The following is a 26,605-nucleotide window of genomic DNA, read 5'->3' as shown; positions in this document are numbered from 1 at the left end:
TTCACTCCTTCTTAGTGCGGTGTAATAATCATTTGATGTTGCAGTTGGCGAATTGCCATGCGTGCTCTATTTAATTGCTCACGTTGCTCATCATTCGCATGTTGTTGCATCGTTTGTAAATCGTTATACGCTTGTTCTAATTGTAACTGCGCATCTGAATACTCCATCGTATTGTAATGCTCTTGTCTCATGCCTTGGTCTAATTGTTCTTTCGCATATTCCACAGCTTGTTCCGCTTGTGTAATATACGATTCAAGTGATTGACGCTCTGCCATAATTGTCCCTCCTTGCTTCAATTCTCCTTTAGTGTGTCCCTTCCATCTCTACCTTATGAGTATGTTATAATGGATTTTGTTTCATTTTGACTCGGCTTAGGAGGGAAAGTAATGAAGGTTCAAAACCCTTTTCCATATACAAACGACAATAAACGTTATCATACATGGAATTACCATTTACGAAATGAATTTGGTGAAAAAATCTTTAAAGTTTCATTAGATGCTGGCTTCGATTGTCCAAACCGTGACGGTACAGTTGCTTACGGTGGCTGTACATTTTGTAGCGCTGCCGGATCTGGCGACTTCGCTGGTGATCGCCGCGATGATGTTATAACACAATATCATGAAATGAAAGAAAAAATGCGTTCAAAGTGGAAAGATGGCAAATGTATCGCTTATTTCCAAGCGTACACAAATACACATGCACCACTTGAAGTGTTAAAAGAAAAATTCGAACCGCTTCTAGCAGAAAAAGACGTTGTCGGTCTTTCTATCGCAACTCGTCCAGATTGTTTACCAGATGATGTTGTTGAATATTTAGCGGACTTAAATAAACGCACATACCTTTGGGTTGAACTCGGTTTACAAACTGTTCACGAACGAACTGCAAACCTTATTAATCGCGCTCACGATTATCCGTCTTACGTGGAAGGCGTAAATAAATTACGTAAGCACGGCATTAAAGTTTGCTCTCATATTATTAACGGTCTTCCACTTGAAGATTACGACATGATGATGGAAACAGCTCGTGAAGTAGCGAAACTTGACGTACAAGGAATTAAAATCCACTTACTTCACTTATTAAAAGGAACGCCAATGGTGAAGCAATATGAAAAAGGACAACTCGAATTCCTTTCTCTTGAGGATTACGTAAGTCTTGTTGTTGACCAACTTGAAATTATTCCAGAAGACGTAATTGTGCACCGTATCACAGGTGACGGCCCACCTGATTTAATGATTGGTCCAATGTGGAGCTTAAATAAATGGGAAGTATTAAATTCCATCGATGCAGAATTTGTACGCCGCGGAAGCTGGCAAGGAAAATATGCAAATGAGGAGAAACAACAATGAAATTAGAACGTGTATTACCGTTTGCTCGCACACTGCTGCAAACGGCTGTTAAAGAAGGCGACTACGCTGTAGATGCAACACTTGGAAATGGTCATGACACTTGCTTCCTAGCTGAAATTGTTGGGGATAGCGGAAAAGTATTTGGATTTGATATTCAAAAAGAAGCGATTGAAAGCTCAACAACTCGTCTAAAAGAAAAAGAACTTTTTGAACGTACTGTTTTAGTTCACGATAGTCACGATACACTTCTATCCGTACTACCAGAAGACGCAAAAGGAAAAGTAACAGGCGCTATCTTCAACTTAGGTTACCTTCCTGGCGGTGACAAGCATATCGTTACAAAACCAAACTCAACAATTTCGGCAATTGAACAATTACTAGAAGTAATGGCACCTGAAGGTATCATCGTCCTCGTCATTTACCACGGACACCCAGAAGGACAAGTAGAACGCGACGCTGTTCTCAAATTTGCAGAAGAACTAGACCAAAAACAAGCTCACGTACTGCGATATGGCTTCATTAACCAGCAAAATAATCCGCCATTTATTGTGGCGATTGAGAAACGATAAAGTGAAACTTTAATCAGTGGGGGAATCTCCACTGATTATTAGTTGAACCGATCGGGCATTTATGGGCAGTTTATCTCCCACCTAACATCTTTGCTCCAGGCGAATTTTAAGGTGGGAGTTTTACTGCCCGTTAATGCGGGGTAATATATCAACGATTTTTCAATTATATCTATCGTAACTCGGGATATATAAACGATTTTTTCGATATATCTATCATAACTTACAATATATCAACGATTTCTCGGATATATCGACGATTCGACAAAACATAACAAAAAAAGACGTGCACTCATTGCACGTCTTTTTGTTATTCTCCTATATAATGGATATATACACTATTTAAAGAAAGAAGGATAGAACTTTGCTAGTAGAACTAAGGGGAATTCAAAAGAAGTATAGCAAATCACTTATACTAGACAACATTGATTTATCCATTCCAGAAGGAGAAGCGCTCGCTATTATCGGCGGGAACGGGACTGGAAAAAGTACTCTGCTCAAAATAATTGCAGGATTTATTTCACCTACGGCAGGGACACTCAAAAGAAAAGAACATATACAAATTGGTTATGTACCTGAACATTTTCCTGAAGGAATTCGTTTTACATTAGCGGATTATTTATTTCATCTCGGCTGCATTCACGGCTTATCAACAACATATTTAAGAAATAAAATTCCGATGCTCCTTGAGACTTTTCACTTACATCATGCAAGACATTCCGTTGTACGAAACTTTTCAAAAGGTATGAAACAAAAAACAGGTATTATGCAAGCATTACTTACGGACGTCCATTTATTAATTTTAGATGAACCGCTTTCTGGGCTCGATCCTAACTCTCAGCAAGAATTAGAACATATTTTACTCTCATTAAAACAACAAGGTATATCTATACTCTTCACATGTCACGAAAAACAACTATTAGAAAACTTCGCCGATAGAATTGTGACGTTAGCAAATCATACAATTGCAGAAAATACCTCTGCACAAAAAGCAGCGGAACAGGTCTATATTGAGGCAATCGTTCACGACACATTTTCAGCAATAGAACTACAAAAGCAATCCGGTTTTATACACGTTGCACACAATGCAAATCAAAATCTTATTCAATTACAAATCGAAAAAGAATATACAAACGAAATACTTCAGTTTTTATTACATAAAAAAGCATCTATCACACTGCTACAACCTAACTTTTAAATCGAAAGAAGGTTTATTATGTTTGCGCTTATTCGTTACCATTTTCTCGACTATACAAAATCGTATAAGTATGTCCCTCCTATTGCGATGTACTTTGTGAGCTTACTTTTTGTATATACATATAAACCGACTCCTATTGTACCGACATATTTAGAAACAGCTCTCGCGCTTTATTTATTATCTGCCTGGATTACGGTCACAATTTTTCATACTGAAGACCCTGTACAAGAACAAATTACTATTTCTCACACAAATAATATTTCCGCATTATATGTTGGTAAATATATTACAGCTCTTCTCATTTGTACTGTATTATCTTTTATATCCGTAATCTATCCAATTATTTTGCAAATGTTTAATGAAAAAATGACAGTTTCTTTATTTCTAGTCGGATTTCTCTCTCATATGTCTTTCTCTATACTAGGAATTTCAATCGCAACATTATTTACTAGAAATATGATTCAAAAAACAGGCACTGCTTGGCTTAGCCTTACCTTTATATTGCTTATAACGATCGCATCTATCCGGTTTAAAAAAGAGTTATTATGGTTTTTACCACCTGTCGAAAGCTTTCTAATGCTTGGCCAATACAAATATAATATACTGACTCACACACTATGGCTCACAGCTTGGGCTATCGTATATTCATTTTTATTATTTACCTTATTTCTTTTTATCGTTCGCAAAAAACGTTTTTAATTACATATTAAAGGAGACGACACAATGATCGGAATACTAGCAGGAATGGGGCCAAAATCAACTGGACCATTCGTCGATACAGTTGTAGCAGGGTGTCAAACAATATACGGAGCAAAGCATGATATGGACTTTCCTCATATGATGATTTATTCATGCCCAACACCGTTTTACATGGATCGCCCTATTGATCACGAAGCGATGAAAAAAGCGATTATTGAAGGAGCACAAAAACTTGAAAGTACTGGCGCAAGCTTTATCGCTATGCCGTGCAATACGGCGCATCTTTATTTTGAAGAATTACAGCGTTCTCTTTCTATCCCGATTTTAAATATAGTCGATGAAACGTTACAAGCAATTCCTGAAAATATAAAAAGAGTCGCTCTTCTCGCAACAGAAGCAACTGTTCAATCTAGGATTTACCAAGATGGGATTACAAAGCGTAATATAGAATACATTCATCATGAAAAATGGCAGGAAAGCATTAATCAAATTATTACTTGCATTAAATCTGGAGAGATTGAAGAAGCTCGCGAATTGTGGAATGCGCTCGTTTTACAATTGAGAGAGGAAGTTGATACGGTAATTATCGCATGTACTGATTTGAATGTTGTGGCTAGTGAGGATTTTGTTGCTTCTTCTCAATGTCTTGCGAAAGCGGTTGTTAGGATGTATGTAGAAAATATAAGGGGGTCCAAATGAATATATCTTGCTGGCTATTGTTTTCAGAAAGATTATGTTGCTGCAGTAAGTTCATTAATTCACCTTTAGTTGTAAATCTCTCTTTATAACATCCTTTGTATACACCGTTTTCAAAAGTAAATTGCGCTTCCAATTCAAAGAAAGGCGTTGGTTTAAAGTTTTTAATTTCCTGCTGTCGCTTGTTTATCAAACATAACGCAGGTGTTTATACTCGTATAAACACCTTGAATGCCTTTCTTACGTCAGTGTATATAACTTACTAACATTCATTCCAATAATCCAATCGCTAATTTGATGTACTTGCACTTCAGCGAACATGCGCTCATAATCTGAACCAGGCTTTAAATTCTGAAAACCTTTTTTAATATCCTCTACTTCTAAACTATTGATCCACAAGCGGTTCTGTTTTTATTTGTACATCCTGCTTGTTGAATGAGTAACCTCGCAATTGCTTCACCCTCTCAAATTTAGTAAACTCCAACATAGCACCATGTTGGAGTTTTACTGCTACCTATTCATGGAACGCAACTTCCTAAGAACAACATACTATAGCATCATCAAATGCATCTTCTGGAACATACACCTTATTGCCCTCTACTTTATATGGAATATTGTTTCTTTCAAATCTTTCTGTGTCAACAGTTTCTACAGTGTCGCCCCATTTCACATATTTTCCTTTGTATTCTTTTTGACAAGCAGACAATATGAATAAAATAGCTAGACAAAAAATCAGTATTAAATTCTTTTTCAAAATCTTTGTCTCCTTTTTTATGCAAATATGTATTTTCAAGGTGTTAATTTAAAGAATATCACTAAGTAAAATATAAAGACAATACTATAGGATACTTACTTCTTCTCACATTCATTCTGTGCATTACTTACCAGTAACACCATTTGTCGCCACTAATTGATTATTAACTATTCGTGCTAAAGAACCTTTACTCACTCTTTCTCTCATGTAACTGCTATATTTTGACGTAGTCCAATAATAATTATTCATTGCTACAGATCTTCCAAACCAATTGTTATGAAGATCCATTTCTTTATCAATACCAACAGAATATTGTTCATGAGCATCAGTCCAAGCTTTTGCTCTTTCTTCGCCATATACAGCACCACTAGAACCACCCATGTTCGGAACTAAAATCGCATTCCAATAAGCATGTCTAAACGCATCACCATTTCCCTTAGTAAGTTGATCACCACCATAATATTTCTTCGCTTCATTAAGAGCATCAATTGAACATCCTCCATAAGTTACGAATTCAATAGGATGCCTCTTTGCTAACGAAATTTCCGCTTCTGTTAAATCAGGCATTCCTGGTATATCGTAACCATATAAACTAGGGGATTTTGCTGTGCTATTTTTTATCTTGTCACTAGCAATTTGATTCAATTCAGCATGAGTATATTTCCCATTCTTTATCTCATCTTTTAATTCTTTAAATATCAAATTTAATTGATATGGATCGATTGACCTTACCTCTTCTTCACTTAAATATTCTTCCCCCGTTTCTTTTAATTCATTTAAGTCAATGTTTTTTGCCTTTTCTGGCATGTTAGATAAAGAGAATGTTTGAAGTTTTGCTATGTTACTTTCTTCAGCATGAGAAATAGTTGGCAAAAGTCCGCCAAATAACATAGCTGATGTTAATGTAATAATTCCTGCCTTTTTAAAATTCAATTGAGTTTTCCCCATAAAATTACCTCGCCTTTAATTGTTAGTATATTTCAAATTTTGAAACACCTGTATATATTTGTAACATATTACCAAAGGTGATTATAGTTAAATATATTTTTCTCAATAATAGACAGAATATTCTTTTTATTTGATTTTGATTATAAATATTTCCTTTTTAGTAGATGAAGTAGAGAAAAGGTTAACTGCAAAATGCGTTGGCATCATAGAGGAACACACTGCTGCGGAACATGAGCTGCTTCTTTTAGAGGAAAGAAATGAAGCTTACACCAAAAGTAAGTCAATTGCTAAATTAGAGCAAGAACTGAATATCTTGTTACATATAAGAAAGGAGTGAATAACAGCTGAACAATTAAATATTTTAGATTCAGGATTTGAGTAATTAAATAAATTTAAAAATTGATTTAATACTATAGCATCATTAATTACGGAAAAAGTAAATTAGATGCAGGTGACTTCCATACTGCCTTATCTTATTTTCAAAAGGCACTTCAAATCAGGCTACAAAAAGGAAATGAAGAGCTAATTCATTCAACTAAGTTTTGCATTACGTATTGTATGTCTTGCTGATAAAAATCCCCAAAACTTTTAACTTTCTTCACAATTCTTTCAAAGTAATCACACTTAATCTCGCTATATTAAATACGTAGTTATTCATATAGGGAAGGTTAGGGGAACTGAAAGTATGAAAGTAAATCGTTCGCTTCATTACATTTTTTGGCGTTGGCATTTTTATGCTGGACTTTTTATTACACCGCTTCTTATTACGTTGTCACTGAGCGGAATTGGGTATTTATTTCGGGAAGAGGTTGAAGATTTCATCTATAAAGATTTATATTTTGGGAAGAGCGCCCAAACAGAATCTATTTCGATGTCTGATTCTATTTCCTTAACCGAGAAAAAATATCCACATTATAGTGTGGCGAAAATTAGTGAGTTTAATGGGGATTATAATACGAGGCTTACGATTGCAAATGAATATACGGGGCAACAAAAGTATGTATATTTAGATAGCAATAATCAAATTGTCGGAGATCAAAACGCAAGTGAAACGTTTGCGAATATAATGAGGGAATTACATAGTTCTCTTTTAATCGGTGGCACTGTCGTCAACTATACTGTAGAACTCGCGGCATGCTGGACAATCTTTTTAATCGTAACCGGATTGTACATGAGTATACGCCAATTCAAAAACACACCATCATCCAATAAGCGAGAAAAAGCAAAAAGACGTCATTCTATTATCGGTATTATATTTACAATTCCACTCGTTTTGTTAGTCGCATCTGGATTGCCATGGTCAGGATTTATGGGTAACCAAATTTATAAGATCGCATCGTCGAATGAATCGATTGGATATCCAAAGTTGTATATGGCACCGCCTGAATCAAAGGTAAAAGAATTGCCATGGGCAACAAGAAAAGAAGCTCCTCCTGAATCGAATTCGAGTAAGCCAAAAACAATTTCTGTCGATGAATTACAAAAAGGAATTGAAATAAAGAAGCCATACGTTATCTCACTACCAGCTGATCCGAAAGGTGTATTCACTGTTTCGAAATCGAGCGGTTCTGGTATTACAGGTATGCATGTTGCACCAAATGAAGAGATAACAGCTTACTTTGACCAATATAGCGGAAAGCTTATTTCCAAAACGGACTATCGTGATTATGGATTACTTGCACAATGGTTCACTTACGGCATCCCGCTTCATGAAGGACATTTATTTGGATGGCCAAATAAAATATTATGCTTACTAACGACATTATCTCTACTACTTCTTATTTATTACGGGGTAAAAATGTGGTTAGCAAGAAAGCCGAAAGGAAAATTAGCAGCACCTCCAAAACAAAGAGATAAGAACAGTATATTCGTTTTCTTTATCATGATGGTTATACTGGGCGCTGTCATGCCTTTATTTGGATTATCTGTATTAGTGATTTTTGCGATTGAACTTCTTATATATGTATTTTCAAAAATACAATCATAATGAAAAGAAAACCACTCTACATGAGTGGTTTTCTTCATCACTGCGCTGTTTTCTTTCGGTACATCTTCCCGTTCCAATAGAAGAATCGTGAAGTGAGGCCTCCGTACTTTACAATGCGCCGTGCCATTTTGTGCATATTCTTTTGTGCTGATACTTTTTGATCTGATAAATAAATACCAAGTAACCCTCGGCTTATAAGGCGATGAAACTTCGCATGAGGCAAATCACCAATACTCTTCTCCGCTTCTTCTACAAAATGTTTCATCCGATCTAATATTGCTTGCTCGTTTTCGTAATAACTACAGAAATTCAAATCTCCGCCTATACGGTCTTCTTCTTGATCAATGAAATAATCAAGTAAGATATGAAGCCCTTGTACGTAAGGGAAGTATCCTTGTCTAATTTTCGCAATATCTTCATCATGTAATTCATCATGAAAGGCATATGCGACAAGACAGAAGATTCCAAGTGTAGAACCGGCACATGCTGAAAATTCAAACCAACTCATCTCTGGTAAGTTTTCTTTATGCGCTTCAAACCACTTTTGTAATCGTGGTTCTCTTTCTTCTAATTTTACATGTTTATGAATTTGTAAATCACAATAATAACAAGCAAGTTCATGAAGAACAGGAGCAATTTTGTCATAGTGCTTCGTTTTCTTTAAAACATCTTGGCATGTTTCAACAAGTTCATCTAAATAACCACCATCATCTTGATCATCACGATAACGATAATAATTACCGCCGCCTTCTACTTCAGGTGATAATGCCATTAACATCGATTCATGCAGTGCGGCAAAATCATTTGGATCAAGTGATGTACTGCGATCACATAAATTATCTAAATAGTCGCTGATCGTTTGATACGCTACGATAAAACGAATACATTCTTCTCGGTGTTCATTTGCTAGCAGAGCTAAAATGCCACCGCCCTCGCAATGAAACGTTTTATGCTCAATACTTGCGATTGCCTGACTATGAAGCTCATCATTCGGAATATGGTAGGCACGCTCTTTCCACATCGCTAGCTCATGGTGTACAACCGGAAACACATCACGGTATACTTTCGCCATGAGCGTTATGGGATTACTCGGTACGTTCACTTCTTCCTTCATCTCCTCTATTAAATGTACAAATAATGATTTATTTGTTTGTTTTTACTATATTATTGACATGCATTTCAGTAAATGACTGAATATAACTCAAAATTTCATCACGCTCATACTCATTTAATAGCTCGTGATAACAATTCGGCCATTCTTTAAAAGCCTTATCACTTATTTTAACATTATCAAACCAAGTGCGGACACGTGTTTTATCTACAAGTTTATCCTCACAAGCTTGCATTAGCAAGAGCGGAACATCTGGAAAATCATCTATTTTTTTATGAGCAATTTCGATAGACTTGATCAATTCACTATACCAACGTACTGATACTTTGCGCAAGAACAAAGAATCATTCTCCATTGCATCTCTTACTTCATGGTTACGTGTTGACATTTCCACCGTAAGATTCGTTGCAAATTGCAATTTTGGAGCCACAACATTTAATATTTTTGAAGCAAATTGAAGCGGAGCAGAGGGTCCAGTCACTACCCCTAAACAAGGCGAACTCAAAATAACACCTTCTACATCTTCTCTCTTCGTTTCTTGCATCATACGAATGACAATAAGACCACCCATACTATGACCGAATAGAAAAATAGGTAACCTATACTTTCTTGCTTCTTTCACCCATAATTTAACTTCCTCTATGTATTCATCAAATGAATCAATATGTCCTCTATTTCTTGAAGTCGTTCCATGTGACGGAAGATCCCCCATCACGACGTGGTAGCCGATATGATTCCACATTTCCGCAACTGCTTCGTAACGTCCGTGATATTCCATTGCGCCGTGCACAATAACAATGACAGCTTTTGCTTCCTCCGCTTCATAATTCCACATACGGCTCTCCTCCATTTCACTCTTTCTCATAATTTGATACACTAAAACTAGTCTCTAGGAAAGGAAGACTTTACATGATATATCCTTACAAAGAAAAAAAACCGAAAATTGCGAGTAGTGCTTTTATCGCTGACTATGTTACGATTACAGGCGATGTTTCCGTTGGCGAGGAATCAAGTATTTGGTTTAATACAGTCATCCGTGGTGATGTGTCACCGACAATCATTGGAGACCGAGTAAATGTACAGGACCAATGTACACTTCACCAAAGCCCGCAGTATCCTCTTATTTTAGAAAACGACGTAACAATTGGGCATCAAGTCATTTTACATAGTTGCCATATTAAGAAAGATGCTTTAATTGGAATGGGATCTATTATATTAGATGGTGCTGAAATTGGCGAAGGAGCTTTTATCGGCGCTGGAAGCCTCGTTTCACAAGGAAAGAAAATTCCGCCGAACACGTTAGCTTTCGGTCGTCCCGCGAAAGTCATTCGTGAATTAACAGAAGAAGACCGTAAAGATATGGAGCGTATTCGCACGCAATACGTTGAAAAAGGTCAATATTATAAATCATTACAGAAGTAAATTTCCGCTGCCATAAGATTGGCAGCTTTTTTTATATAAAATCTAACTTTTTCTTTACAAAACATTATTACTCCCTCAACAAAATCTTATTAAAATAAAAGCTAATATCTCCATATATATGTAGATGAGGGAGGAGAATTTTTATGAAGGTCAGTGGATTATATAAAATAGAATGTTACATTTTCAGAGGAATTAACCGCTACTTTGATCAAAAAACATTAAATATCTTTTTCAGCAATATTACTCATATCGGTGGCGCGACTTTCTCCATCGCACTCACACTGTTCTTTTTAATTTTCGCAAAGGGAACTTTGCATCAAGCTGCAATTGCAACTGCTATTTCGTTAGCAATTAGCCATATTCCTGTGCAAATATTAAAAAGGTGGTATCCGCGAAAACGTCCTTATTTAACAATTCAGGATGCAAAATATCCAGTCCATCCATTAAAAGACCACTCTTTCCCGTCTGGTCATACAACAGCCGTTTTCTCTGTCTTCATTCCATTTATTTGCTATAATCCAAGCTTACTTGCTTTCCTATTACCGTTAGCATTATGCGTCGGTATTTCACGTATTTATTTAGGACTTCACTATCCGTCAGATGTATTCGTCGGTATGTGCCTTGGCACTTGCTCTGGCATCATCTCTTTTTATCAATTCATCCCACTTTTCACATAAAGGAGTGATATGATGAGAGTCGCCATTTTTACCGATACTTTTACGCCACAAGTTAACGGGGTTGCGAAAACGTTAGAGCGATTAACACAATATTTTCAGAAAGAACAGATCGCCTATTCTGTTTTCGCTCCTCAGCATACAGCTGAAGATAATTTTGTAGCGAATGTGAATAAGATGAGAAGTATCCCGTTAACAATATTATATCCAGAATGTCGTTTTTCTTTTCCTACTCCGCGCATTAAACGAGAACTACTTTCCTTTAAACCTGACATTATTCACATTGCCACACCTTTCAACATGGGACTTTGTGGATTGTATTATGCAAAAAAGTTAAACATCCCAGTTGTCGGTTCTTATCATACTGATTTCGATGCCTATTTACGTTATTACAAAATCGAATTCCTCTCCAATATGCTGTGGAACTATTTAAAATGGTTTCATAGTCATATGCAAAAAAATTTTGTACCTTCCTTTGAAACATTACATCAATTAAAAAACAAAGGCTTTCAGACCCTCTCTATATGGGGACGTGGTGTAGATTGCACACTCTTTCATCCTGCTTACAATACAGACCTATTCCGAAAAAAATATAATATTACAGCGAAGTATGTCCTTTCCTATGTTGGACGAATTGCTCCTGAAAAAGATATTGATACGCTGCAACACCTTATCGTTAAAACAGCACATACTCGAAACGATATTCATTGGCTCATTTCAGGAGACGGTCCTCTAGCAACAAGTTTACGTGAAGCTGTTCCGAAAACAAATATCACTTTTACTGGCTATTTACAAAGTACAGATTTAGCTGAAGCATATGCTTGTTCTAACATAATGGTGTTTCCATCAGCTACTGAAACATTCGGAAATGTCGTACTTGAATCACTCGCATGCGGTACACCTGTAATTGGTGCAAATAGTGGCGGGGTTAAAAATATTATTACAGATGGAAAAACGGGAGTTCTTTGTCCGCCTAAAAATGAAGATGCATTTCTATCATCCATTTATTTTTTATTACAAAATGAAGAAAAACTTGAGCAGATGGGAATAGCAGCTTCATCTTTTGCGAAATCAAAGAGCTGGGATGAGATCTTTCACGGTTTGCTTAACCAATATGAAGAAGTCCTGCAGCATAACGCATCAGAGTTGCTTGCTTAAATAGAAAAACTCCCTTCAAAAAAACGAAGGGAGTTTATTACATAGTCATAAATTTTAGTTTAATAAATGATACATAAGGTTAAACATTGTTTTATTTCTATATTAATTATATCAAAAATAAACATAACTAAACAGACTTGTAATAAAAACCCATAAAAATTAATATATGGTTATACAGTATTTTAAACTGTATAATGATTTTAAGAATTCCCCTTAAAATCAACTTACTCACATACCTTTATACAGCAATTGTTCCCCAATTCTGTATATCAAAAAACCTTTCATTCATTTGAAAGGTCTTTTTGAGCCTGCACATATTCTTCTTTCGTATTTACATTTATAAACCAATCCGCATTCGCCTGTACATCTTCTCCAGAAACATACTTCACATTACATAGTGATAAAAGCTGGCCCATACTTCTTTTTTCTTCCTGAAGTAAAGCATAAATCTTTTCTTTCACGCGGTTATGATACGCCGCAAGTAGCGGTTGTTTTCTTCCATTAATAATAGGTACAACCGCATCATATTCATTGCTCGTTTGCTCTAGTAAAATGGCAAACCATTGATGCGAAACGTTTGGTGCATCGCAAGGCATAATAGCGTACCAATCTGCTTCTATGTATTCCATACCTGATACAATGCCCGCAAGCGGTCCATTTCCTTTATAGTGCGGGATATCTTCTATAACAGGAACTTGTACGAATTGCTCTACTCGCTCTTTTATATCAGTATGGCTAATTACTACAATGTCTTGCAAAGTAGTTCCCATCACTTTCACAATATGCTCAACAAAAGTAGTTCCCTTCCAAATTGCTAACGCTTTCGGCTCACCAAATCTACTCGACATACCGCCCGCTAATACAATTCCAGCACACTTACTCATTGGCGATGCAGCTCAAATGTAATATGGCCTAATTCCGGTAAAATTAATTTATTCATCGCAAGTCGAACCGCTCCGCTAGACCCTGGCATCGAGAAGACTACTTTGCGCCCAATTGTACCACCAATCGCTCTACTTAACATTGCGCTGCTTCCGATATCTTCTAAATAACTAATCATACGGAACAGCTCACCAAATCCAACAATTTCTTTATCTAATAACGCTGATACTGCTTCAATTGTGACATCACGTTTCGTAATACCAGTACCGCCGTTTGTTAATACAACATCTACATCTTCCTTATGATAACCAGCTAACACCGCTTGCTGAATACTTTCTTTATCATCTTTTACAATTTCATAAGAAGTTACTTTATGTCCCGCTTCTTTTAACAATTCATGTAATAGTTGTCCGCTCTTATCTGTTTCTTCCGTACGTGTATCGGAAATCGTAACAATCTTGCAACGCACTTCTTTTGGAGCTTGCTTTTTATGTTCAGTTACACTCATTTTTTATCTTTCCTTTCTTAAAGACTTTTCTTCATTTTATCATACATACCTTTACACAATTATGTATGAAGCCACTCATGCGGCATGATACAATATAAGTATACTAACCCACAAAAAGGAAAGTGTACTTTCTTATACTCCTAGACTACACATCTTTAGCTACTCTTTATATTTTCTACATAATAGAATTCAATTTTAAAACTTGTACTAAAAAATAAATTGGAGGTCTACATAGTATGGAACTTTATAAAAAATTAACAACAACATTTATCCTCTTATTCATCGCTTCAATCACTGTCGGCTTTTCCTTAAAAGGCGCAATTCCATACGCTACATTAGTAAGCATTATATTTGCGACACTATTTTTACTAAGTAGTGCCTTTTGCGCAAGTAAAGCACGTCAAATGAAAGGTTGATTACATATGTTCAGAAAGAAATCAATCTTTTGTAAATCATGTAAAACAGAAATACAAACGTATGAAAAAGCGTGGATTCATATGCCCTTTCCGGCGAATGGCATGACGAATATGAAAAAGTATATTGAATTAGAAGGACAAATTTATTGTAGTTCGTGTGTTGAGATAATGAATAAAAACCAGTAAATACAAAAGGGGTGTTTACATTGTTTGAGTCCAACCGTATCCAGTTACGAAAGTTTTCCGAAGATGATATTCTAACATATTATAAATGGCATAATGATATAGACGTTATGAGTTCAACTACACTTACTCTTGATAAATATTCCTTTCAAGACACAGAAAAACTTTGCCAGCAATTTATTCATTCTTCGAACTCTAAGAGCTATATCATTGAAGAAAAAGCTACGCATCTTCCAATTGGTATTACTTCTTTAATTCATATTGATTCGTATAATCGAAACGCTGAATGCATTATTGATATTGGTAAAAAGGATTACTGGGGACAAGGTTATGGGCAGGAAGCTTTAACCCTATTATTGGATTATGCATTTTTAGAATTAAATTTACATCGCCTTTCTTTACGAGTATTTTCTTTTAACGATAGAGCAGTTAAATTATATAAATCACTTGGTTTTCAACATGAAGGAACTTGTAAAGAAGCTATATTCCGCAACGGCACTTGGCATGACATTGAACTCTTCGCTTTATTCCAACGTAATTATAAATAAAAAAAGCTTTGCGCTCACCGCGCAAAGCTTTTTTTCATATATTATAGACCAGCTTGCTCTTTTAAAGCTGCAGCTTTGTCTGTACGTTCCCATGATAGATCTACATCAGTACGTCCGAAGTGGCCGTAAGCTGCTGTTTGTTTGTAAATTGGGCGACGTAAGTCTAACATTTTAATAATACCAGCCGGGCGAAGATCGAAGTTGTTACGAACTAGTTCTACTAGTACGTCTTCAGATACTTTACCAGTGCCGAATGTATCAACTGAAATTGATACTGGTTGTGCTACACCGATTGCGTATGCAAGTTGTACTTCTGCTTTTTCAGCAAGACCAGCTGCTACGATGTTTTTCGCAACATAACGAGCTGCATATGCTGCAGAACGGTCAACTTTCGTTGCATCTTTACCAGAGAATGCACCGCCACCGTGGCGAGCGTATCCACCGTAAGTATCAACGATGATTTTACGTCCTGTTAAACCAGCATCACCTTGTGGTCCACCAATTACGAAGCGGCCAGTTGGATTAATGAAGAATTTCGTTTCTCCATCCATTAATTCTGCTGGTACTACAGCTTTAATTACGTGCTCTTTTAAATCGCGATCGATTTCTTCCCATGTAACATCTGGGTGATGTTGTGTAGAAATTACGATAGTATCAACACGTACTGGTTTACCATTTTCATCATACTCAACTGTAACTTGCGTTTTTCCATCCGGACGTAAGTATGATAATGTATCATCTTTACGTACTTCAGTTAAACGGCGAGCTAATTTGTGAGCAAGCGAGATTGGAAGTGGCATTAATTCTTGTGTTTCATTACATGCAAAACCAAACATTAAACCTTGGTCTCCTGCACCAATCGCCTCAATCTCAGCGTCAGTCATTTGACCTTCGCGTGCTTCTAGCGCTTGGTCAACACCCATAGCGATGTCAGCAGACTGCTCATCGATAGATGTTAAAACAGCACAAGTTTCTGCATCGAATCCGTATTTTGCGCGTGTGTAACCAATGCCTTGAATTGTTTCACGAACGATTTTCGGAATATCTACGTAAGTAGAAGTCGTAATTTCCCCCGCTACCAATACTAAACCAGTTGTTACAGTTGTTTCACAAGCTACACGTGCATTTGCGTCTTTTGATAAGATCGCATCTAAAATTGAATCAGAAATTTGGTCACAAATTTTATCTGGATGTCCTTCAGTTACAGACTCAGATGTGAACAGATGACGTTTTTTTGTCATGTGGTAAACCTCCCTACAGTAATTGTATATATTGTACGGAACTCATCCTTAATTTGCCACAAACTGCGACATACATTTATTCTCCCACACAAGCATACAGAAAAACCTTTCCTACTTTACATAGAGGAAAGGTTTAATTTGCTACTTGCATACTGCTTTTTGCCCTTCGCTCTTATCGTTCGAGACCTGTAGCCTCGCACAGGTTTTAGCACCTATTCACCTGCATTTATCAATACAAGTGAGGTTGCTGGGCTTCATCGGGCCTGTCCCTCCGCCAGCTCGGGATAAGAGAGTATCCGTCCCAACCTATACTAAAGAAATGATATTCATTTGTCAATTAATATTCACATTTTCCTGAAAGTTTTTCTCAATACGCCTGAAATGAAATATTAATAAGGAAATAATGCATTCACACAAACAAAAAGAAATAAATAGTATACATTATTTATATAATTGTGTTATACTCTTGTTGGGGATTACGAGAAATATTTCATTAAATGAAAAGGATGGTATATAAATATGAGTACTGTGAATGTCCAAATTGGTTTACACGAATTATTGAACGGAAGCAATGCACAGATTCAACTAAGTGTTCCGCAATTAGTGGAAAAAGTATTAATGCGAAATGAAGGGAAATTAACTTCTACTGGTGCCGTTTCTGCTTCAACAGGAAAATATACAGGACGTTCTCCTAAAGATAAATTTATTGTGAAAGAAGCATCGGTTGCTGACAAAATTGCTTGGGGAGCTGTGAACCAACCGATTTCTGAAGAACATTTTAATAAATTATATACTAAAGTTTTAGAATACTTAAAAGAAAAAGAAGAGTTATTCGTCTTCAAAGGATTTGCAGGCGCTGACCGCAATTACCGCCTACCAATTCAAGTTATTAACGAATATGCATGGCACAATTTATTTGTACATCAATTATTCATTCGTCCAACTGAAGAAGAATTAACGACTCATGAATCAGAGTTCACAATTGTTTCTGCACCGAATTTCAAAGCTGATCCAGCTGTTGACGGTACAAACTCTGAAGCATTCATTATGGTTTCATTCGAAAAACGCATCGTATTAATTGGTGGTACAGAATACGCTGGAGAAATGAAAAAATCAATCTTCTCTATTATGAACTTCTTATTACCTGAACAAGATATTCTTTCTATGCATTGTTCTGCAAACGTAGGTGAAGAAGGCGATGTAGCATTATTCTTCGGTTTATCTGGAACAGGTAAAACAACATTATCTGCTGATCCAAATCGTAAATTAATTGGTGATGATGAGCACGGTTGGTCTGATAACGGTGTATTCAATATTGAAGGCGGTTGCTACGCGAAATGTGTAAACCTTTCTCACGAGAAAGAACCACAAATTTTCGATGCAATCACATTTGGATCTGTTTTAGAAAACGTTATCATTAATGACCAAACGCGTATCGCAGACTATAACGATACTACTTTAACAGAAAATACTCGTGCTGCATACCCTATGCATGCGATCGACAATATCGTACTGCCAAGTGTTGCTGGACACCCAAATACAATCATTTTCTTAACTGCTGATGCATCTGGCGTCTTGCCTCCAATCAGTAAGTTATCAAAAGAACAAGCTATGTATCATTTCTTAAGTGGTTATACTAGTAAACTAGCAGGAACAGAGCGCGGTGTTACATCTCCGCAAGCAACATTCTCAACTTGCTTCGGTTCACCATTCTTACCACTTGATGCATCTCGCTATGCTGAAATGCTTGGTGAAAAAATTGAGAAACACGATGCGAAAGTATTCTTAGTAAACACTGGCTGGACTGGTGGCGAATACGGCGTTGGTAAACGTATGAACTTAGGTTACACTCGTGCAATGATTCAAGCTGCATTAAACGGTGAACTTGCGAAAACTGAAACAGCTAAACATGACATCTTCGGTCTTGAAGTTCCACTTCACGTACCAGGTGTACCTGACGAAGTGTTAATGCCTGAACAAACTTGGGCTGATAAAGCTGCTTACAAAGCAAAAGCAATCGAACTTGCAAACGAATTCAAAGCTAACTTCAAAAAGTTCGACAGCGTATCTGAAGACATTATTAACTTAGGCGGTCCAATCGCTTAAATTAAAACTTTCTGTTGAAATAACCCTTTACTCATATGAATAAGTGTCGTGTAACCGTAAAGTTTCGCGTACTCACCGACAAAACCCAATGCGGCTTAACGATTACACACACTTACATAAAAAAGAAGCTTACGTGAAAACGTAAGCTTCTTTCTATATCTTATATAAAGTGAAACGCTAATCTCTTCATCTGTGACCTTGATTATAAATATACATTATATCCCTACTCGCTACATCTCTCGGGTTTCACATCGTATGGTGCTAAAAAAGGCCCTGACCGCTTCTATCCGTGGCTGGATCATCTATTCCATCTAAAAAAAAGTCTTTTATCTTTTTTAGCTCTTTGTTAGTTCTTTCTCATCTTTCATGCTATAGTAACCTAAATTCACAACAATTAAGAAATAACCGCCCATAATCCCTACTGCAAATGCCCACATAACCATGTGGTGCTCAATTTCGTACATAATAATAGCACCCAAAATGGCAGCTGCAAAACGGTTAAACATACCGAGTGTCGGTGCTTTCGTCTTCTTTACAATACTATCTCCAAGCTTCTCAATTCGTCTCCCTAAAAGCCAAACGCAATACATACTTACAATAAGCCCAATTCCAGCGCCTAAAAAGTGTGCTGAAAACGGTGTTAACATCCAACCGAGTAACAAAATACCTAGTATATAATACGATTGGATTTTAAATGATCTTAGTGACATACTAATCATGCTGTACCTCTCTTCATTCGTTCTTATCTATCCAACAAAAAATTTCTTTCAAATTCATATTCCTTACATCCATTTCACTCAAATTAAAAACAACATAAACAGTATGTTTATGTTGTTTAAATGTTTTTAGGAAATAATATTATACAAGATTTCAAACATCATATTCTCATATTTTGTGACGGTTTTTCAAACTTTTTTCGTCCATTTATGAAAAAAATGATATCAATCTATGAACATACGGATATGATGTAATAAGCACACAAATAAAGGGGGCGTCTAATGATTTATTTTTTAATGGCTCTCATTCACCTCATTATCCCTGCACTTATTGGACTTTCATTGTATTGGTACACGAAAAACCATAGCATTTTTTACGCTGTCCTCGGTGTTCTTCTTCCAGGTATTATTCTTATTACACTCTTCCGTATTCCATTTTTAAACTTAATTCCACTTATTACTGCTATCTTATTTCTCATCTTCTTACCAAAAATAAAAAAATAGGAAAGCAGATCATAGGTGATCTGTTTTCCTATTTTGATATAGGTTCCCCTGCAATAGAATGAACTTTTACTTTCTCCGATTTCACAAACCATAGACCGACAAAAATGATAATTCCACCGATGATTTGTTGAAACGATACATATTCATTTGCCCAGACAGCTGCAAATAAAACCGCTACAAGCGGCGTTATATACATATATACCATCGTATGTGACGCCCCAATTTTTTGAACACCAACATACCACATTACTAGACCAAATACTGTTACAAAGAAAATAGAATATAGTAAAGCAAATAGTGTCATTCCGTGAGTAATGTGAAATGGCATGACAAACACATGTGGACCACTTAACAATAATAGCGGAATCGCACCCACTAATGCAGACCATGCTGTAACACGTAATGCTGAATATTTTTTAATTAATGGTCCTGCTAAAACAGGATAAAGCCCCCAGCATATTGATGTAATCAGTCCAATTCCATTGCCATAAAAAGAACTAGTAAGCGAATGTCCTGCTACTAAAACTAATGCTGCACCAACAAAGGCAGTCATAGAACCGATTAACTTTCGAGAAGAAAACTTTTCTTGTTTCAAGAAAATCGCAAATGCAGTTGTAAAAATAGGTGAAATAGAAATGAGTAAAGAGGCATTTGTAGCAGATGTATATTTGACAGTTTCCATAAATAACGTTTGATACAGTACAATACCTACAATGCTAACGATAATTAATCTAGGTATATCCTTTCGCTCCATATAAACCGACTTTTCAATAAAAAAGGTAAGGAGTAACAGAAGCGGTGCCGCCGCCATCATGCGAAGTGCAGTAAACTCAATTGCTGTAAATTCTAAAAGTCCATACTTCGCAATTGTATAGTTAATCCCCCAAATAATAACAACACTTAAAATTAACAACTCAATTCCCCATCTTCTCATGCGTATCCCCTCCGCAAAGAAGATTATACAGAAAATTCAATCGCATGTACATTTCATTATGTGAAAAAATCTTTTTACTTTTGAAACGTTTTGGTAAATGAAATTATATCGGCGATTTTCTGAATATATCGGCGCAACTCCATTTATATCGGCGATTTCCCAAATATATCAGCGTAACTCCATTTATATCAGCGATTTTTTCAATATATCGACTTATCAACAAAAATCGACAATAATAGCGACTTATAAAATAAAAAAGGCGATTCCAAAATACATTTTGGAATCACCTTTCCTTTACTATATTCGAACGTGTAACTTCATATTTGGATTATAAAACTGGCTTGGGCTCTTTAACTGAAAAGTTCCTCCACCTTCATGCCAATCAACCGTTAACTTATCATCCATAAATACAAGCTTTGTACGATCAGCGATAAAGTTCATTGTGCTTGATTCAATATCCACATCGCGCTCATCTTTCTCTGCTACAGCTACTAAATCGATAATTCCGCTCATAACACAACCGCAACCTTCATTATCGTAAAATAACTTTATATATTTCGCTTCACTTGGAATCGTATCCATAATCTTTTTATATGCTGCTTCTGTTACAGTAACGTACATACGTTAATCTTCATCCTCTCTTCTCTTCTCTTATCATTCATATATTGTATCACCATTTTTCTCAAAAGTTATATACAGAAAATTAAGACTAATATACAATGTATGTGATAAAGTTTCAGCAATCGAGCTTTTATGAATAGTTCATGCAGGAGAAAGGAGGTTTACTATCCGTGTTCAAACTACAACGATATCCTATGTTATTAGGTCTATTGGGTAGTTTCTTCATTTCTAGCGGAATACTGTTACAGCATGTACTTCCCTATTCTCCTTCTATCGGCTGGATTCTAGGTTTTATTTGTTACCTATCCGCTTCTTATTTTACTACGAAGAATACAAACAACTCATAAAGCAAAAATCATCTTAAGGAGGATTATCAAACATGCCAGCCTTAAAAAAAATAGAGCAATCACTCAATCACTTATTCCAAATTGAAAAATACGGAAAAGATAGTGCCTTTAGTCGATTTATCCCAGCCGTATATGATCCTATCAAATTTCCTTGGCAACAATTTTTCGAAGCAAATTTTGTAGATTTATTTAACGGCCTTATGATGCACGGATCTGAAAATGTAAACAAAGTATTTTTAGCTGTATTCCCTACAGATGACGTTCTTGAAACATTCATTTCACAATCCACACCTGGTGATTTACTCTTTATGCACCATCCCCTTGTAATGGAGTGTGGTGATCCGCTTGGAAGATCAGGTCGCGGTTTCATACCAATTCCTGAAAAATATTTGCAAGGAATAAAAGAAAAACAACTTTCTATATATACATGTCATGTACCAATGGATTTTCATCAAACGCATGGAACGAGTATTTCAATTGCAAAAGCATTAAACGCTACTGTAGTGGACGACTTTGCATATGGAGGTCCAGAACAAGAACCAATTGGCCTTATTTGTGAAATAGATGAAACATCAACAGAAGCACTCCAAAAACATCTAAAACAACTCTTCCAGATTCCTTACACAGACTTCGAAGGTAAACGACATGATTCCATCAAAAAAATCGCAATTATCGCTGGATGTGGCGATGTTGTATCTTTAATGAAGGAAGCAGAAGAAAAAGGTGCTGAAGCATATATTACAGGAGAAATCCATTGCCATATCGACAATGATTACGGCCGACATAAATACTCGCTCATTATGGATTATGTAAAAGAAACGAATATGTCTCTAATTGGTGTGTCACACTCTGCCTCTGAATATTTAGTGAAAGAGACATTGATGTATGATTGGTTTAAAGAAAATTTTGATGTGGATGTTATTTTGCTTCCGCAGGAGAAATGGTGGCTCTAACGCTATCATTTTTTAAATTTATATACACAATACAATCGATCACAGAAAAATAGAGAAATGTGAAAGCACCACCTGTACCAACGTAAATGCTTTCGTTGTGCCGGAAAACGAACCTACTGGTAGCACCGAGTTTACTGGCGCTACCAGTATTACAGCATGAATATATATTCTATTTTTCTAATCACTGACATATAGCAATTCATTTCATAAAAAAAAGACCCGAGATTCGGGTCAACAAATAGAAATATAAATGAACTACAACAAATAACAGACAAAGCCATTATATATTTTTCATAGTAAAACATCCATTATTTTCTTTTTACACTATCAACATATTATTTTTCGTTATCGTCCTCTTTTTTAGAACGTCTACCTAAGAAGAACACAAAAACATTACTTCCAAATAAGTGATGTTTTTTCTATTTAATGCAATGGTAACATAACCTCAACCGTTGTTCCAACCCCAACTTCACTTTCAAAACTCATTTTACCATTGTGGTCTTTAATAATTTTTTCTGTAACTACTAAACCTAGACCAGTTCCTGTTTCTTTCGTTGTATAAAAGGCTTCATTTAACTTTGGAATTTTATCTTTCGGAATACCACATCCCTCATCTTTCACTTGAACGATGATTCCATCTTTTACAGTAACTTTAATCGTAATTGTTCCCCCAACTGACATTGCTTCAATTGCATTTTTGATTAAATTAAAAAAGACCTGTTTTAATCGTTTTTCATCACATGTAATGGACGGTAAGTCTTTACTGTAAATACCTTGTATGTGGACTCCTTGTTTTAAAGCAGGCTTTTCCATAACTCGAATAACATAAGAGATAATTTCTTGTATGTTATGAGTTTCTGATTCTAGTGATTTAGATTTCTCAAATCCACTAAGTTCTGTAGCAATTATATGAATCCGATCTACTTCTTGTTTCATAATATCACTATAAATTTTATCCTCTGGATGCTTGTCGGCTTGTTTATTCACAAGTTTTTTTAAGTTTGCTAAAGGTCTTCTAATCTTATAACCAATAACCGTTGCCATTTTTCCAACAGCTGCTAGTTTTTCTGTCTGTTTTATTTCTTTGTCCATCATCTCAAGCGTACGAACGTAAGACTGAACCCTCAAAAATATAATCCAACATATAATAGTAAATACACTATATAATGCCATTGGGATTAAAACGAGAGAAGATTGAATAATGATTCCTGTAAGAGCGTACTTCCCGACAAGTATCGCTGGAACTAACCAGAAATATCTTTTGTTCACAAAGATTGGTGCGAACAAAATAAAAAATACTTCTACTATATTTCCACCGTCAAATTCCGCATCGCTACCATAATAAATCATAATGTTATGGATACAATCTAATACATTATAGCCAATTAGAATAATATACTTTACCACAAAAACATTCTTCCATTTCATAAAGTATATTCCAATGCAAAACAATACTACCGTCAAAAGGTAAAGCCATAAACCTAAACCATCTTCAAACTTTCCTACGCCTTCTTGCTCTCCCGCGATTAAAGGTACGATAAATTCATAGGCAAGATCATACACAAAAAATATAATAAAAAATAAACTTAAAAATACTTTCAATGCCTTTATTTCTTCATTTTTAAATATATAGCCTTTATTCATATGGTAACTCCTAGCTTTTCTTCCACTTGGATTTCAGTATTTCCACACTTCCTTGGGAGAATGATGTCTATTCTCGTTCCAGTATCTCTTTCACTTGAAATATGCAGCTCACCAAAGTGCTCGGCGACAATTCGATTCGCTACCGTAAGTCCCAGACCAATTTTATCTTGTTTCGTTGTATAAAAGGCTTCTGTAACACGGGTTAAGTTTTCTTGCTTAATACCATGACCATTATCGATTACGCTGATTATTACATATTCTTTCCCTTTATTCTCTAATTGTAAATGTAATATGCCACCTTGTTCCATTGCCTCTAAAGCATTTTTTATCGTATATAAAAAGACTCCTCTTATTTTTCGTTCATCACATTCAACTTCTATTGTTTTTTCTTCCACATTAGAAATAAACTGCACGTTTAATTCATTCATTTTTCCGCGAAGACTTGTTATTACTTGTAATACAATTTTTCCTACATCATGTTTCTTATAAATAGAAGGTTTGCATGTAGCAACTTCCATCAACTCACTTATCATATTATTCATATTTTCTATTTCAAAAATCATACGTTTATAAATAGGATCCTCTTCATGCTTCTCTCGTTGTAATTGCGTAAATCCTTTTAATGAAGCCAGTGGATTTTTAATTTCATGTCCAACAGTCGCTGCCATTTTTCCGATTACTGCTAATTTTTGTGATTCACTAGCAATCGCAATACTTTCCTTTACGGCTGAAAGATATTGTAAAAATCGATTTAAAATGATATATGCAGCTATTAACATAAGTGTACACATAATAAGGAACATAAATGCTTTTATTTCCTCTAATACAAATAAATAAATTAAATATTTTCCTACAATAGAGGAAAGCAAAAACACATAAAATTTTTTATTTAAAAATATGGGTACAAAGAAAATGAGAATAATTTCTATTATATTTGTCGCATCAAACGCCGCCTTATTATAAAAAATATACGAAATTATATTAGCGATTTCTATCCCTATGTATGCAAATATCCATGCATATTTAACAAGGTTTGCCTTTTCTTTTTTCAGTAAATATATATTCACGCATAGTATTGCTACTCCGCAAATAACTTGCCATATTATGTTGTATCCCTTATCCATTATTGATTTATCTTCTAATACGATTGCATAGAAAATTTGATATACAATAACAATGACATATAACACCCATAAAAGGATTTTTGCATTCCTTTCTTCTTCTTTATATGATAGAAAACTTTCTTTCACTTCAACACCCCTTCAAAATAATATCTCGAAGAATACCATTTATTATAATAAATGATTTTCATAGACAAACAAAGATAAATCGAACATTTGAGGAAAATCGTACCAAAAACGCAATATATTTAGACTATATACAGAGCATAAAATCTATGATCATTAATACGTATATTATGGAGGATGTTTTATATAGACGGCCTAAAAAGTAAAACAAAGCTTTTAGAATGGAGCCTATTGATAGAACAGGGGGAGTTTTATGTTTGTTACTGTCGAGAAAGATGTGCATATTTTTGTGCAAGACGTTAACCCTGGTCCAGGTAGTAAGACTGTTTTCTTCGTTCACGGATGGCCTTTAAATCATCAAATGTATCAATATCAAATCAATGTTTTACCAGAGCATGGCTTTCGTTGTATCGCCATGGATATACGAGGGAATGGGCAATCTGATAAGCCATGGACTGGTTACACGTATGATCGATTAGCCGATGATATCGCAATTGTTCTAGAAGCACTCCAAGTAGAGAACGCTACATTAGTCGGTTTCTCAGTTGGTGGTGCTCTTTCTATTCGCTATATGTCTCGCTATCATGGGCGCCGCATTTCTAAGCTCGCATTAATTGACGCTGTCTCCCCCTCTTTCGTTAAAAATCAAGAGTCCCCTTACGGTGTACCGAAAGAACAAGCAAATGCTCTCATTAATCAAATGTATGCTAATTTACCAAAATTTTTAAATGACGTATCTTTATCTTTTTTCAATAGAAACTTAGGGGCTGCAACCCTTGAATGGTTTTCTTATCTCGGTATGCAATCCGCTTCTTATGCCCTTATCAAAATTTTACAAGCAGCTGCAAATGAAGATGTAACGAAAGATTTAAATAAAATTAACGTCCCAACAAAAATCTTCCACGGCGTTCACGACCAACTAATTCCTTACAAAAGTGCTGAGCTTACGCAACAACGAATTAAAAATTCTCAGTTACATGCTCTTACAAATAGTGGTCATGGTTCACCAATCGATCAAGCGGATGAATTAAATAAAGAACTGATAAAATTTTTACAAACATAACAACTGCAATATAAGAATGAAAGTTAACATAATCGTTTTTTATAAAACATAAAATTCACACATTTCTCACAAATACACAAATAAAACGATTACATTTTCATATATACTAAATGTACAAGTAATACTCCCTAAA

The 26,605-nt window shown here is 35.6% G+C and carries 30 protein-coding genes, 1 pseudogene and 1 riboswitch; of the genes and pseudogenes, 17 read left to right on the top strand and 14 right to left on the bottom strand.

What is annotated here, in order from left to right; genetic code table 11:
• Positions 1–11: 11 nt before the first annotated feature.
• On the bottom strand, positions 12–275 hold the full coding sequence (locus AU379_RS00745) for a YtzC family protein (protein WP_000840869.1): 264 nt from the start codon (positions 273–275) through the stop codon (positions 12–14).
• Positions 276–386: 111 nt separating this feature from the next.
• Here AU379_RS00745 and AU379_RS00740 point away from each other — a divergent pair, with 111 nt between their 5' ends.
• The 5 genes from AU379_RS00740 to AU379_RS00720 all read left to right on the top strand — a co-directional run bounded on the left by AU379_RS00740 (position 387) and on the right by AU379_RS00720 (position 4,508).
• Positions 387–1,346, top strand: coding sequence for a TIGR01212 family radical SAM protein (locus tag AU379_RS00740; protein ID WP_000868030.1), 960 nt, complete (start codon positions 387–389; stop codon positions 1,344–1,346).
• The gene (locus AU379_RS00735; protein WP_000764497.1) at positions 1,343–1,915 is read left to right on the top strand and encodes a class I SAM-dependent methyltransferase; all 573 of its coding nucleotides are present in this window, start codon (positions 1,343–1,345) and stop codon (positions 1,913–1,915) included. Before AU379_RS00740 ends, AU379_RS00735 begins: the two co-directional genes overlap by 4 nt.
• A gap of 361 nt (positions 1,916–2,276) precedes the next feature.
• Positions 2,277–3,110 carry an ABC transporter ATP-binding protein gene (locus AU379_RS00730; RefSeq protein ID WP_061138905.1) on the top strand — a complete coding sequence of 278 codons (834 nt, stop codon included), beginning with the start codon at positions 2,277–2,279 and terminating at the stop codon, positions 3,108–3,110.
• 18 nt (positions 3,111–3,128) lie between these two features.
• Positions 3,129–3,809 (top strand): hypothetical protein, encoded by a 681-nt coding sequence (locus tag AU379_RS00725; RefSeq protein WP_000457775.1) that lies wholly within the window; start codon positions 3,129–3,131, stop codon positions 3,807–3,809.
• A 24-nt stretch (positions 3,810–3,833) separates the two neighbouring features.
• Positions 3,834–4,508, top strand: a complete 675-nt coding sequence (locus AU379_RS00720; RefSeq protein WP_000579323.1) for an amino acid racemase — start codon at positions 3,834–3,836, stop codon at positions 4,506–4,508.
• A gap of 1 nt (position 4,509) precedes the next feature.
• On the opposite strand, the pseudogene AU379_RS28175 reads toward AU379_RS00720, so the two are convergent.
• The 3 genes and pseudogenes from AU379_RS28175 to AU379_RS30820 all read right to left on the bottom strand — a co-directional run.
• A pseudogene (locus tag AU379_RS28175) lies at positions 4,510–4,957 on the bottom strand (DNA topoisomerase); the annotation flags it as partial.
• Between the two features lie 83 nt (positions 4,958–5,040).
• Complete coding sequence (locus AU379_RS00710) at positions 5,041–5,259, bottom strand: hypothetical protein (RefSeq protein ID WP_000739867.1); 219 nt, start codon at positions 5,257–5,259, stop codon at positions 5,041–5,043.
• A gap of 123 nt (positions 5,260–5,382) precedes the next feature.
• Complete coding sequence (locus tag AU379_RS30820) at positions 5,383–6,192, bottom strand: hypothetical protein (protein WP_227596004.1); 810 nt, start codon at positions 6,190–6,192, stop codon at positions 5,383–5,385.
• Positions 6,193–6,892: 700 nt separating this feature from the next.
• On the opposite strand from AU379_RS30820, the gene AU379_RS00695 reads away from it, so the two are divergent.
• Entirely contained in the window at positions 6,893–8,194 is a 1,302-nt protein-coding gene (locus AU379_RS00695; protein ID WP_061138904.1) for a PepSY domain-containing protein, read from the top strand.
• A gap of 37 nt (positions 8,195–8,231) precedes the next feature.
• Here the strand turns inward: AU379_RS00695 and AU379_RS00690 are convergent, their stop codons facing one another.
• A complete protein-coding gene (locus AU379_RS00690) occupies positions 8,232–9,296 on the bottom strand; it encodes a DUF2600 family protein (RefSeq protein ID WP_001102467.1) in 1,065 nt (354 codons plus the stop codon).
• Positions 9,297–9,336: 40 nt separating this feature from the next.
• A complete protein-coding gene (locus AU379_RS00685; RefSeq protein ID WP_000267425.1) occupies positions 9,337–10,140 on the bottom strand; it encodes an alpha/beta hydrolase in 804 nt (267 codons plus the stop codon).
• Between the two features lie 74 nt (positions 10,141–10,214).
• On the opposite strand from AU379_RS00685, the gene AU379_RS00680 reads away from it, so the two are divergent.
• The 3 genes from AU379_RS00680 (at position 10,215) to AU379_RS00670 (ending at position 12,559) form a co-directional block, all read left to right on the top strand.
• The gene (locus tag AU379_RS00680) at positions 10,215–10,727 is read left to right on the top strand and encodes a gamma carbonic anhydrase family protein (RefSeq protein ID WP_000640186.1); all 513 of its coding nucleotides are present in this window, start codon (positions 10,215–10,217) and stop codon (positions 10,725–10,727) included.
• Between the two features lie 143 nt (positions 10,728–10,870).
• The gene (locus AU379_RS00675; protein WP_000868592.1) at positions 10,871–11,404 is read left to right on the top strand and encodes a phosphatase PAP2 family protein; all 534 of its coding nucleotides are present in this window, start codon (positions 10,871–10,873) and stop codon (positions 11,402–11,404) included.
• A gap of 12 nt (positions 11,405–11,416) precedes the next feature.
• Positions 11,417–12,559: a glycosyltransferase family 1 protein gene (locus tag AU379_RS00670; protein ID WP_001261605.1), complete on the top strand. Its 1,143-nt coding sequence runs from the start codon at positions 11,417–11,419 to the stop codon at positions 12,557–12,559.
• A 281-nt stretch (positions 12,560–12,840) separates the two neighbouring features.
• Here the strand turns inward: AU379_RS00670 and AU379_RS00665 are convergent, their stop codons facing one another.
• On the bottom strand, positions 12,841–13,443 hold the full coding sequence (locus AU379_RS00665; RefSeq protein ID WP_000030834.1) for a molybdenum cofactor guanylyltransferase: 603 nt from the start codon (positions 13,441–13,443) through the stop codon (positions 12,841–12,843).
• Complete coding sequence (locus tag AU379_RS00660; RefSeq protein ID WP_000117124.1) at positions 13,440–13,949, bottom strand: molybdenum cofactor biosynthesis protein B; 510 nt, start codon at positions 13,947–13,949, stop codon at positions 13,440–13,442. Before AU379_RS00660 ends, AU379_RS00665 begins: the two co-directional genes overlap by 4 nt.
• Before the next feature lie 236 nt (positions 13,950–14,185).
• On the opposite strand from AU379_RS00660, the gene AU379_RS00655 reads away from it, so the two are divergent.
• The 3 genes from AU379_RS00655 to AU379_RS00645 are packed head-to-tail and all read left to right on the top strand — an operon-like array spanning position 14,186 to position 15,096.
• Positions 14,186–14,365, top strand: a complete 180-nt coding sequence (locus AU379_RS00655) for a hypothetical protein (protein WP_000424800.1) — start codon at positions 14,186–14,188, stop codon at positions 14,363–14,365.
• A 6-nt stretch (positions 14,366–14,371) separates the two neighbouring features.
• Positions 14,372–14,551, top strand: coding sequence for a hypothetical protein (locus AU379_RS30815; protein WP_000488709.1), 180 nt, complete (start codon positions 14,372–14,374; stop codon positions 14,549–14,551).
• A 20-nt stretch (positions 14,552–14,571) separates the two neighbouring features.
• On the top strand, positions 14,572–15,096 hold the full coding sequence (locus AU379_RS00645; RefSeq protein WP_000464119.1) for a GNAT family protein: 525 nt from the start codon (positions 14,572–14,574) through the stop codon (positions 15,094–15,096).
• Between the two features lie 41 nt (positions 15,097–15,137).
• Here the strand turns inward: AU379_RS00645 and metK are convergent, their stop codons facing one another.
• Positions 15,138–16,337 (bottom strand): methionine adenosyltransferase, encoded by a 1,200-nt coding sequence (metK, locus tag AU379_RS00640; protein ID WP_000163123.1) that lies wholly within the window; start codon positions 16,335–16,337, stop codon positions 15,138–15,140.
• A gap of 169 nt (positions 16,338–16,506) precedes the next feature.
• A riboswitch (SAM riboswitch) is annotated at positions 16,507–16,628 on the bottom strand.
• Between the two features lie 228 nt (positions 16,629–16,856).
• Between metK and pckA the strand changes: the two genes are divergently transcribed.
• Positions 16,857–18,443 carry a phosphoenolpyruvate carboxykinase (ATP) gene (pckA, locus tag AU379_RS00635; protein WP_000108802.1) on the top strand — a complete coding sequence of 529 codons (1,587 nt, stop codon included), beginning with the start codon at positions 16,857–16,859 and terminating at the stop codon, positions 18,441–18,443.
• A gap of 335 nt (positions 18,444–18,778) precedes the next feature.
• Here the strand turns inward: pckA and AU379_RS00630 are convergent, their stop codons facing one another.
• On the bottom strand, positions 18,779–19,162 hold the full coding sequence (locus AU379_RS00630; RefSeq protein ID WP_000624926.1) for an ATP synthase subunit I: 384 nt from the start codon (positions 19,160–19,162) through the stop codon (positions 18,779–18,781).
• A 279-nt stretch (positions 19,163–19,441) separates the two neighbouring features.
• On the opposite strand from AU379_RS00630, the gene AU379_RS00625 reads away from it, so the two are divergent.
• Complete coding sequence (locus AU379_RS00625) at positions 19,442–19,663, top strand: hypothetical protein (RefSeq protein WP_000639042.1); 222 nt, start codon at positions 19,442–19,444, stop codon at positions 19,661–19,663.
• 28 nt (positions 19,664–19,691) lie between these two features.
• Here AU379_RS00625 and AU379_RS00620 read toward each other — a convergent pair whose 3' ends face one another.
• Positions 19,692–20,597, bottom strand: coding sequence for an EamA family transporter (locus tag AU379_RS00620; protein ID WP_001255414.1), 906 nt, complete (start codon positions 20,595–20,597; stop codon positions 19,692–19,694).
• A gap of 297 nt (positions 20,598–20,894) precedes the next feature.
• Complete coding sequence (locus AU379_RS00615; protein WP_000289569.1) at positions 20,895–21,218, bottom strand: iron-sulfur cluster biosynthesis family protein; 324 nt, start codon at positions 21,216–21,218, stop codon at positions 20,895–20,897.
• A 170-nt stretch (positions 21,219–21,388) separates the two neighbouring features.
• On the opposite strand from AU379_RS00615, the gene AU379_RS30425 reads away from it, so the two are divergent.
• Entirely contained in the window at positions 21,389–21,565 is a 177-nt protein-coding gene (locus AU379_RS30425) for a hypothetical protein (protein ID WP_033685738.1), read from the top strand.
• A gap of 32 nt (positions 21,566–21,597) precedes the next feature.
• A complete protein-coding gene (locus tag AU379_RS00610) occupies positions 21,598–22,518 on the top strand; it encodes a Nif3-like dinuclear metal center hexameric protein (protein ID WP_001111132.1) in 921 nt (306 codons plus the stop codon).
• Positions 22,519–22,941: 423 nt separating this feature from the next.
• Here AU379_RS00610 and AU379_RS00605 read toward each other — a convergent pair whose 3' ends face one another.
• Together AU379_RS00605 and AU379_RS00600 are read right to left on the bottom strand one after the other, a co-directional pair.
• A complete protein-coding gene (locus AU379_RS00605) occupies positions 22,942–24,162 on the bottom strand; it encodes an ATP-binding protein (protein ID WP_001032638.1) in 1,221 nt (406 codons plus the stop codon).
• A complete protein-coding gene (locus tag AU379_RS00600) occupies positions 24,159–25,412 on the bottom strand; it encodes an ATP-binding protein (RefSeq protein WP_061138903.1) in 1,254 nt (417 codons plus the stop codon). The genes AU379_RS00605 and AU379_RS00600 overlap by 4 nt, the downstream gene beginning before the upstream one ends.
• 250 nt (positions 25,413–25,662) lie before the next feature.
• Between AU379_RS00600 and AU379_RS00595 the strand changes: the two genes are divergently transcribed.
• Positions 25,663–26,472 carry an alpha/beta hydrolase gene (locus AU379_RS00595; protein WP_061138902.1) on the top strand — a complete coding sequence of 270 codons (810 nt, stop codon included), beginning with the start codon at positions 25,663–25,665 and terminating at the stop codon, positions 26,470–26,472.
• The last annotated feature ends 133 nt before the right edge of the window (positions 26,473–26,605 follow it).

Source organism: Bacillus sp. JH7 (genome assembly GCF_001563515.1).
Classification (GTDB): Bacteria; Bacillota; Bacilli; order Bacillales; family Bacillaceae_G; genus Bacillus_A; species Bacillus_A cereus.
Note: the sequence above shows the minus strand (reverse complement) of the source record. Positions and strands in the feature narration are given on the sequence as shown.

What these genes read in the sequence shown, in the direction of transcription:
- AU379_RS00745 (WP_000840869.1), bottom strand. Translation starts at nt 275, where the DNA reads ATGGCAGAGCGTCAATCACTTGAATCGTATATTACACAAGCGGAACAA.
- AU379_RS00740 (WP_000868030.1), top strand. Translation starts at nt 387, where the DNA reads ATGAAGGTTCAAAACCCTTTTCCATATACAAACGACAATAAACGTTAT.
- AU379_RS00735 (WP_000764497.1), top strand. Translation starts at nt 1,343, where the DNA reads ATGAAATTAGAACGTGTATTACCGTTTGCTCGCACACTGCTGCAAACG.
- AU379_RS00725 (WP_000457775.1), top strand. Translation starts at nt 3,129, where the DNA reads ATGTTTGCGCTTATTCGTTACCATTTTCTCGACTATACAAAATCGTAT.
- AU379_RS00720 (WP_000579323.1), top strand. Translation starts at nt 3,834, where the DNA reads ATGATCGGAATACTAGCAGGAATGGGGCCAAAATCAACTGGACCATTC.
- AU379_RS00695 (WP_061138904.1), top strand. Translation starts at nt 6,893, where the DNA reads ATGAAAGTAAATCGTTCGCTTCATTACATTTTTTGGCGTTGGCATTTT.
- AU379_RS00685 (WP_000267425.1), bottom strand. Translation starts at nt 10,140, where the DNA reads ATGTGGAATTATGAAGCGGAGGAAGCAAAAGCTGTCATTGTTATTGTG.
- AU379_RS00680 (WP_000640186.1), top strand. Translation starts at nt 10,215, where the DNA reads ATGATATATCCTTACAAAGAAAAAAAACCGAAAATTGCGAGTAGTGCT.
- AU379_RS00675 (WP_000868592.1), top strand. Translation starts at nt 10,871, where the DNA reads ATGAAGGTCAGTGGATTATATAAAATAGAATGTTACATTTTCAGAGGA.
- AU379_RS00670 (WP_001261605.1), top strand. Translation starts at nt 11,417, where the DNA reads ATGAGAGTCGCCATTTTTACCGATACTTTTACGCCACAAGTTAACGGG.
- AU379_RS00665 (WP_000030834.1), bottom strand. Translation starts at nt 13,443, where the DNA reads ATGAGTAAGTGTGCTGGAATTGTATTAGCGGGCGGTATGTCGAGTAGA.
- AU379_RS00660 (WP_000117124.1), bottom strand. Translation starts at nt 13,949, where the DNA reads ATGAGTGTAACTGAACATAAAAAGCAAGCTCCAAAAGAAGTGCGTTGC.
- AU379_RS00655 (WP_000424800.1), top strand. Translation starts at nt 14,186, where the DNA reads ATGGAACTTTATAAAAAATTAACAACAACATTTATCCTCTTATTCATC.
- AU379_RS30815 (WP_000488709.1), top strand. Translation starts at nt 14,372, where the DNA reads ATGTTCAGAAAGAAATCAATCTTTTGTAAATCATGTAAAACAGAAATA.
- metK (WP_000163123.1), bottom strand. Translation starts at nt 16,337, where the DNA reads ATGACAAAAAAACGTCATCTGTTCACATCTGAGTCTGTAACTGAAGGA.
- pckA (WP_000108802.1), top strand. Translation starts at nt 16,857, where the DNA reads ATGAGTACTGTGAATGTCCAAATTGGTTTACACGAATTATTGAACGGA.
- AU379_RS00630 (WP_000624926.1), bottom strand. Translation starts at nt 19,162, where the DNA reads ATGATTAGTATGTCACTAAGATCATTTAAAATCCAATCGTATTATATA.
- AU379_RS00625 (WP_000639042.1), top strand. Translation starts at nt 19,442, where the DNA reads ATGATTTATTTTTTAATGGCTCTCATTCACCTCATTATCCCTGCACTT.
- AU379_RS00620 (WP_001255414.1), bottom strand. Translation starts at nt 20,597, where the DNA reads ATGAGAAGATGGGGAATTGAGTTGTTAATTTTAAGTGTTGTTATTATT.
- AU379_RS00615 (WP_000289569.1), bottom strand. Translation starts at nt 21,218, where the DNA reads ATGTACGTTACTGTAACAGAAGCAGCATATAAAAAGATTATGGATACG.
- AU379_RS00610 (WP_001111132.1), top strand. Translation starts at nt 21,598, where the DNA reads ATGCCAGCCTTAAAAAAAATAGAGCAATCACTCAATCACTTATTCCAA.
- AU379_RS00605 (WP_001032638.1), bottom strand. Translation starts at nt 24,162, where the DNA reads ATGAATAAAGGCTATATATTTAAAAATGAAGAAATAAAGGCATTGAAA.
- AU379_RS00595 (WP_061138902.1), top strand. Translation starts at nt 25,663, where the DNA reads ATGTTTGTTACTGTCGAGAAAGATGTGCATATTTTTGTGCAAGACGTT.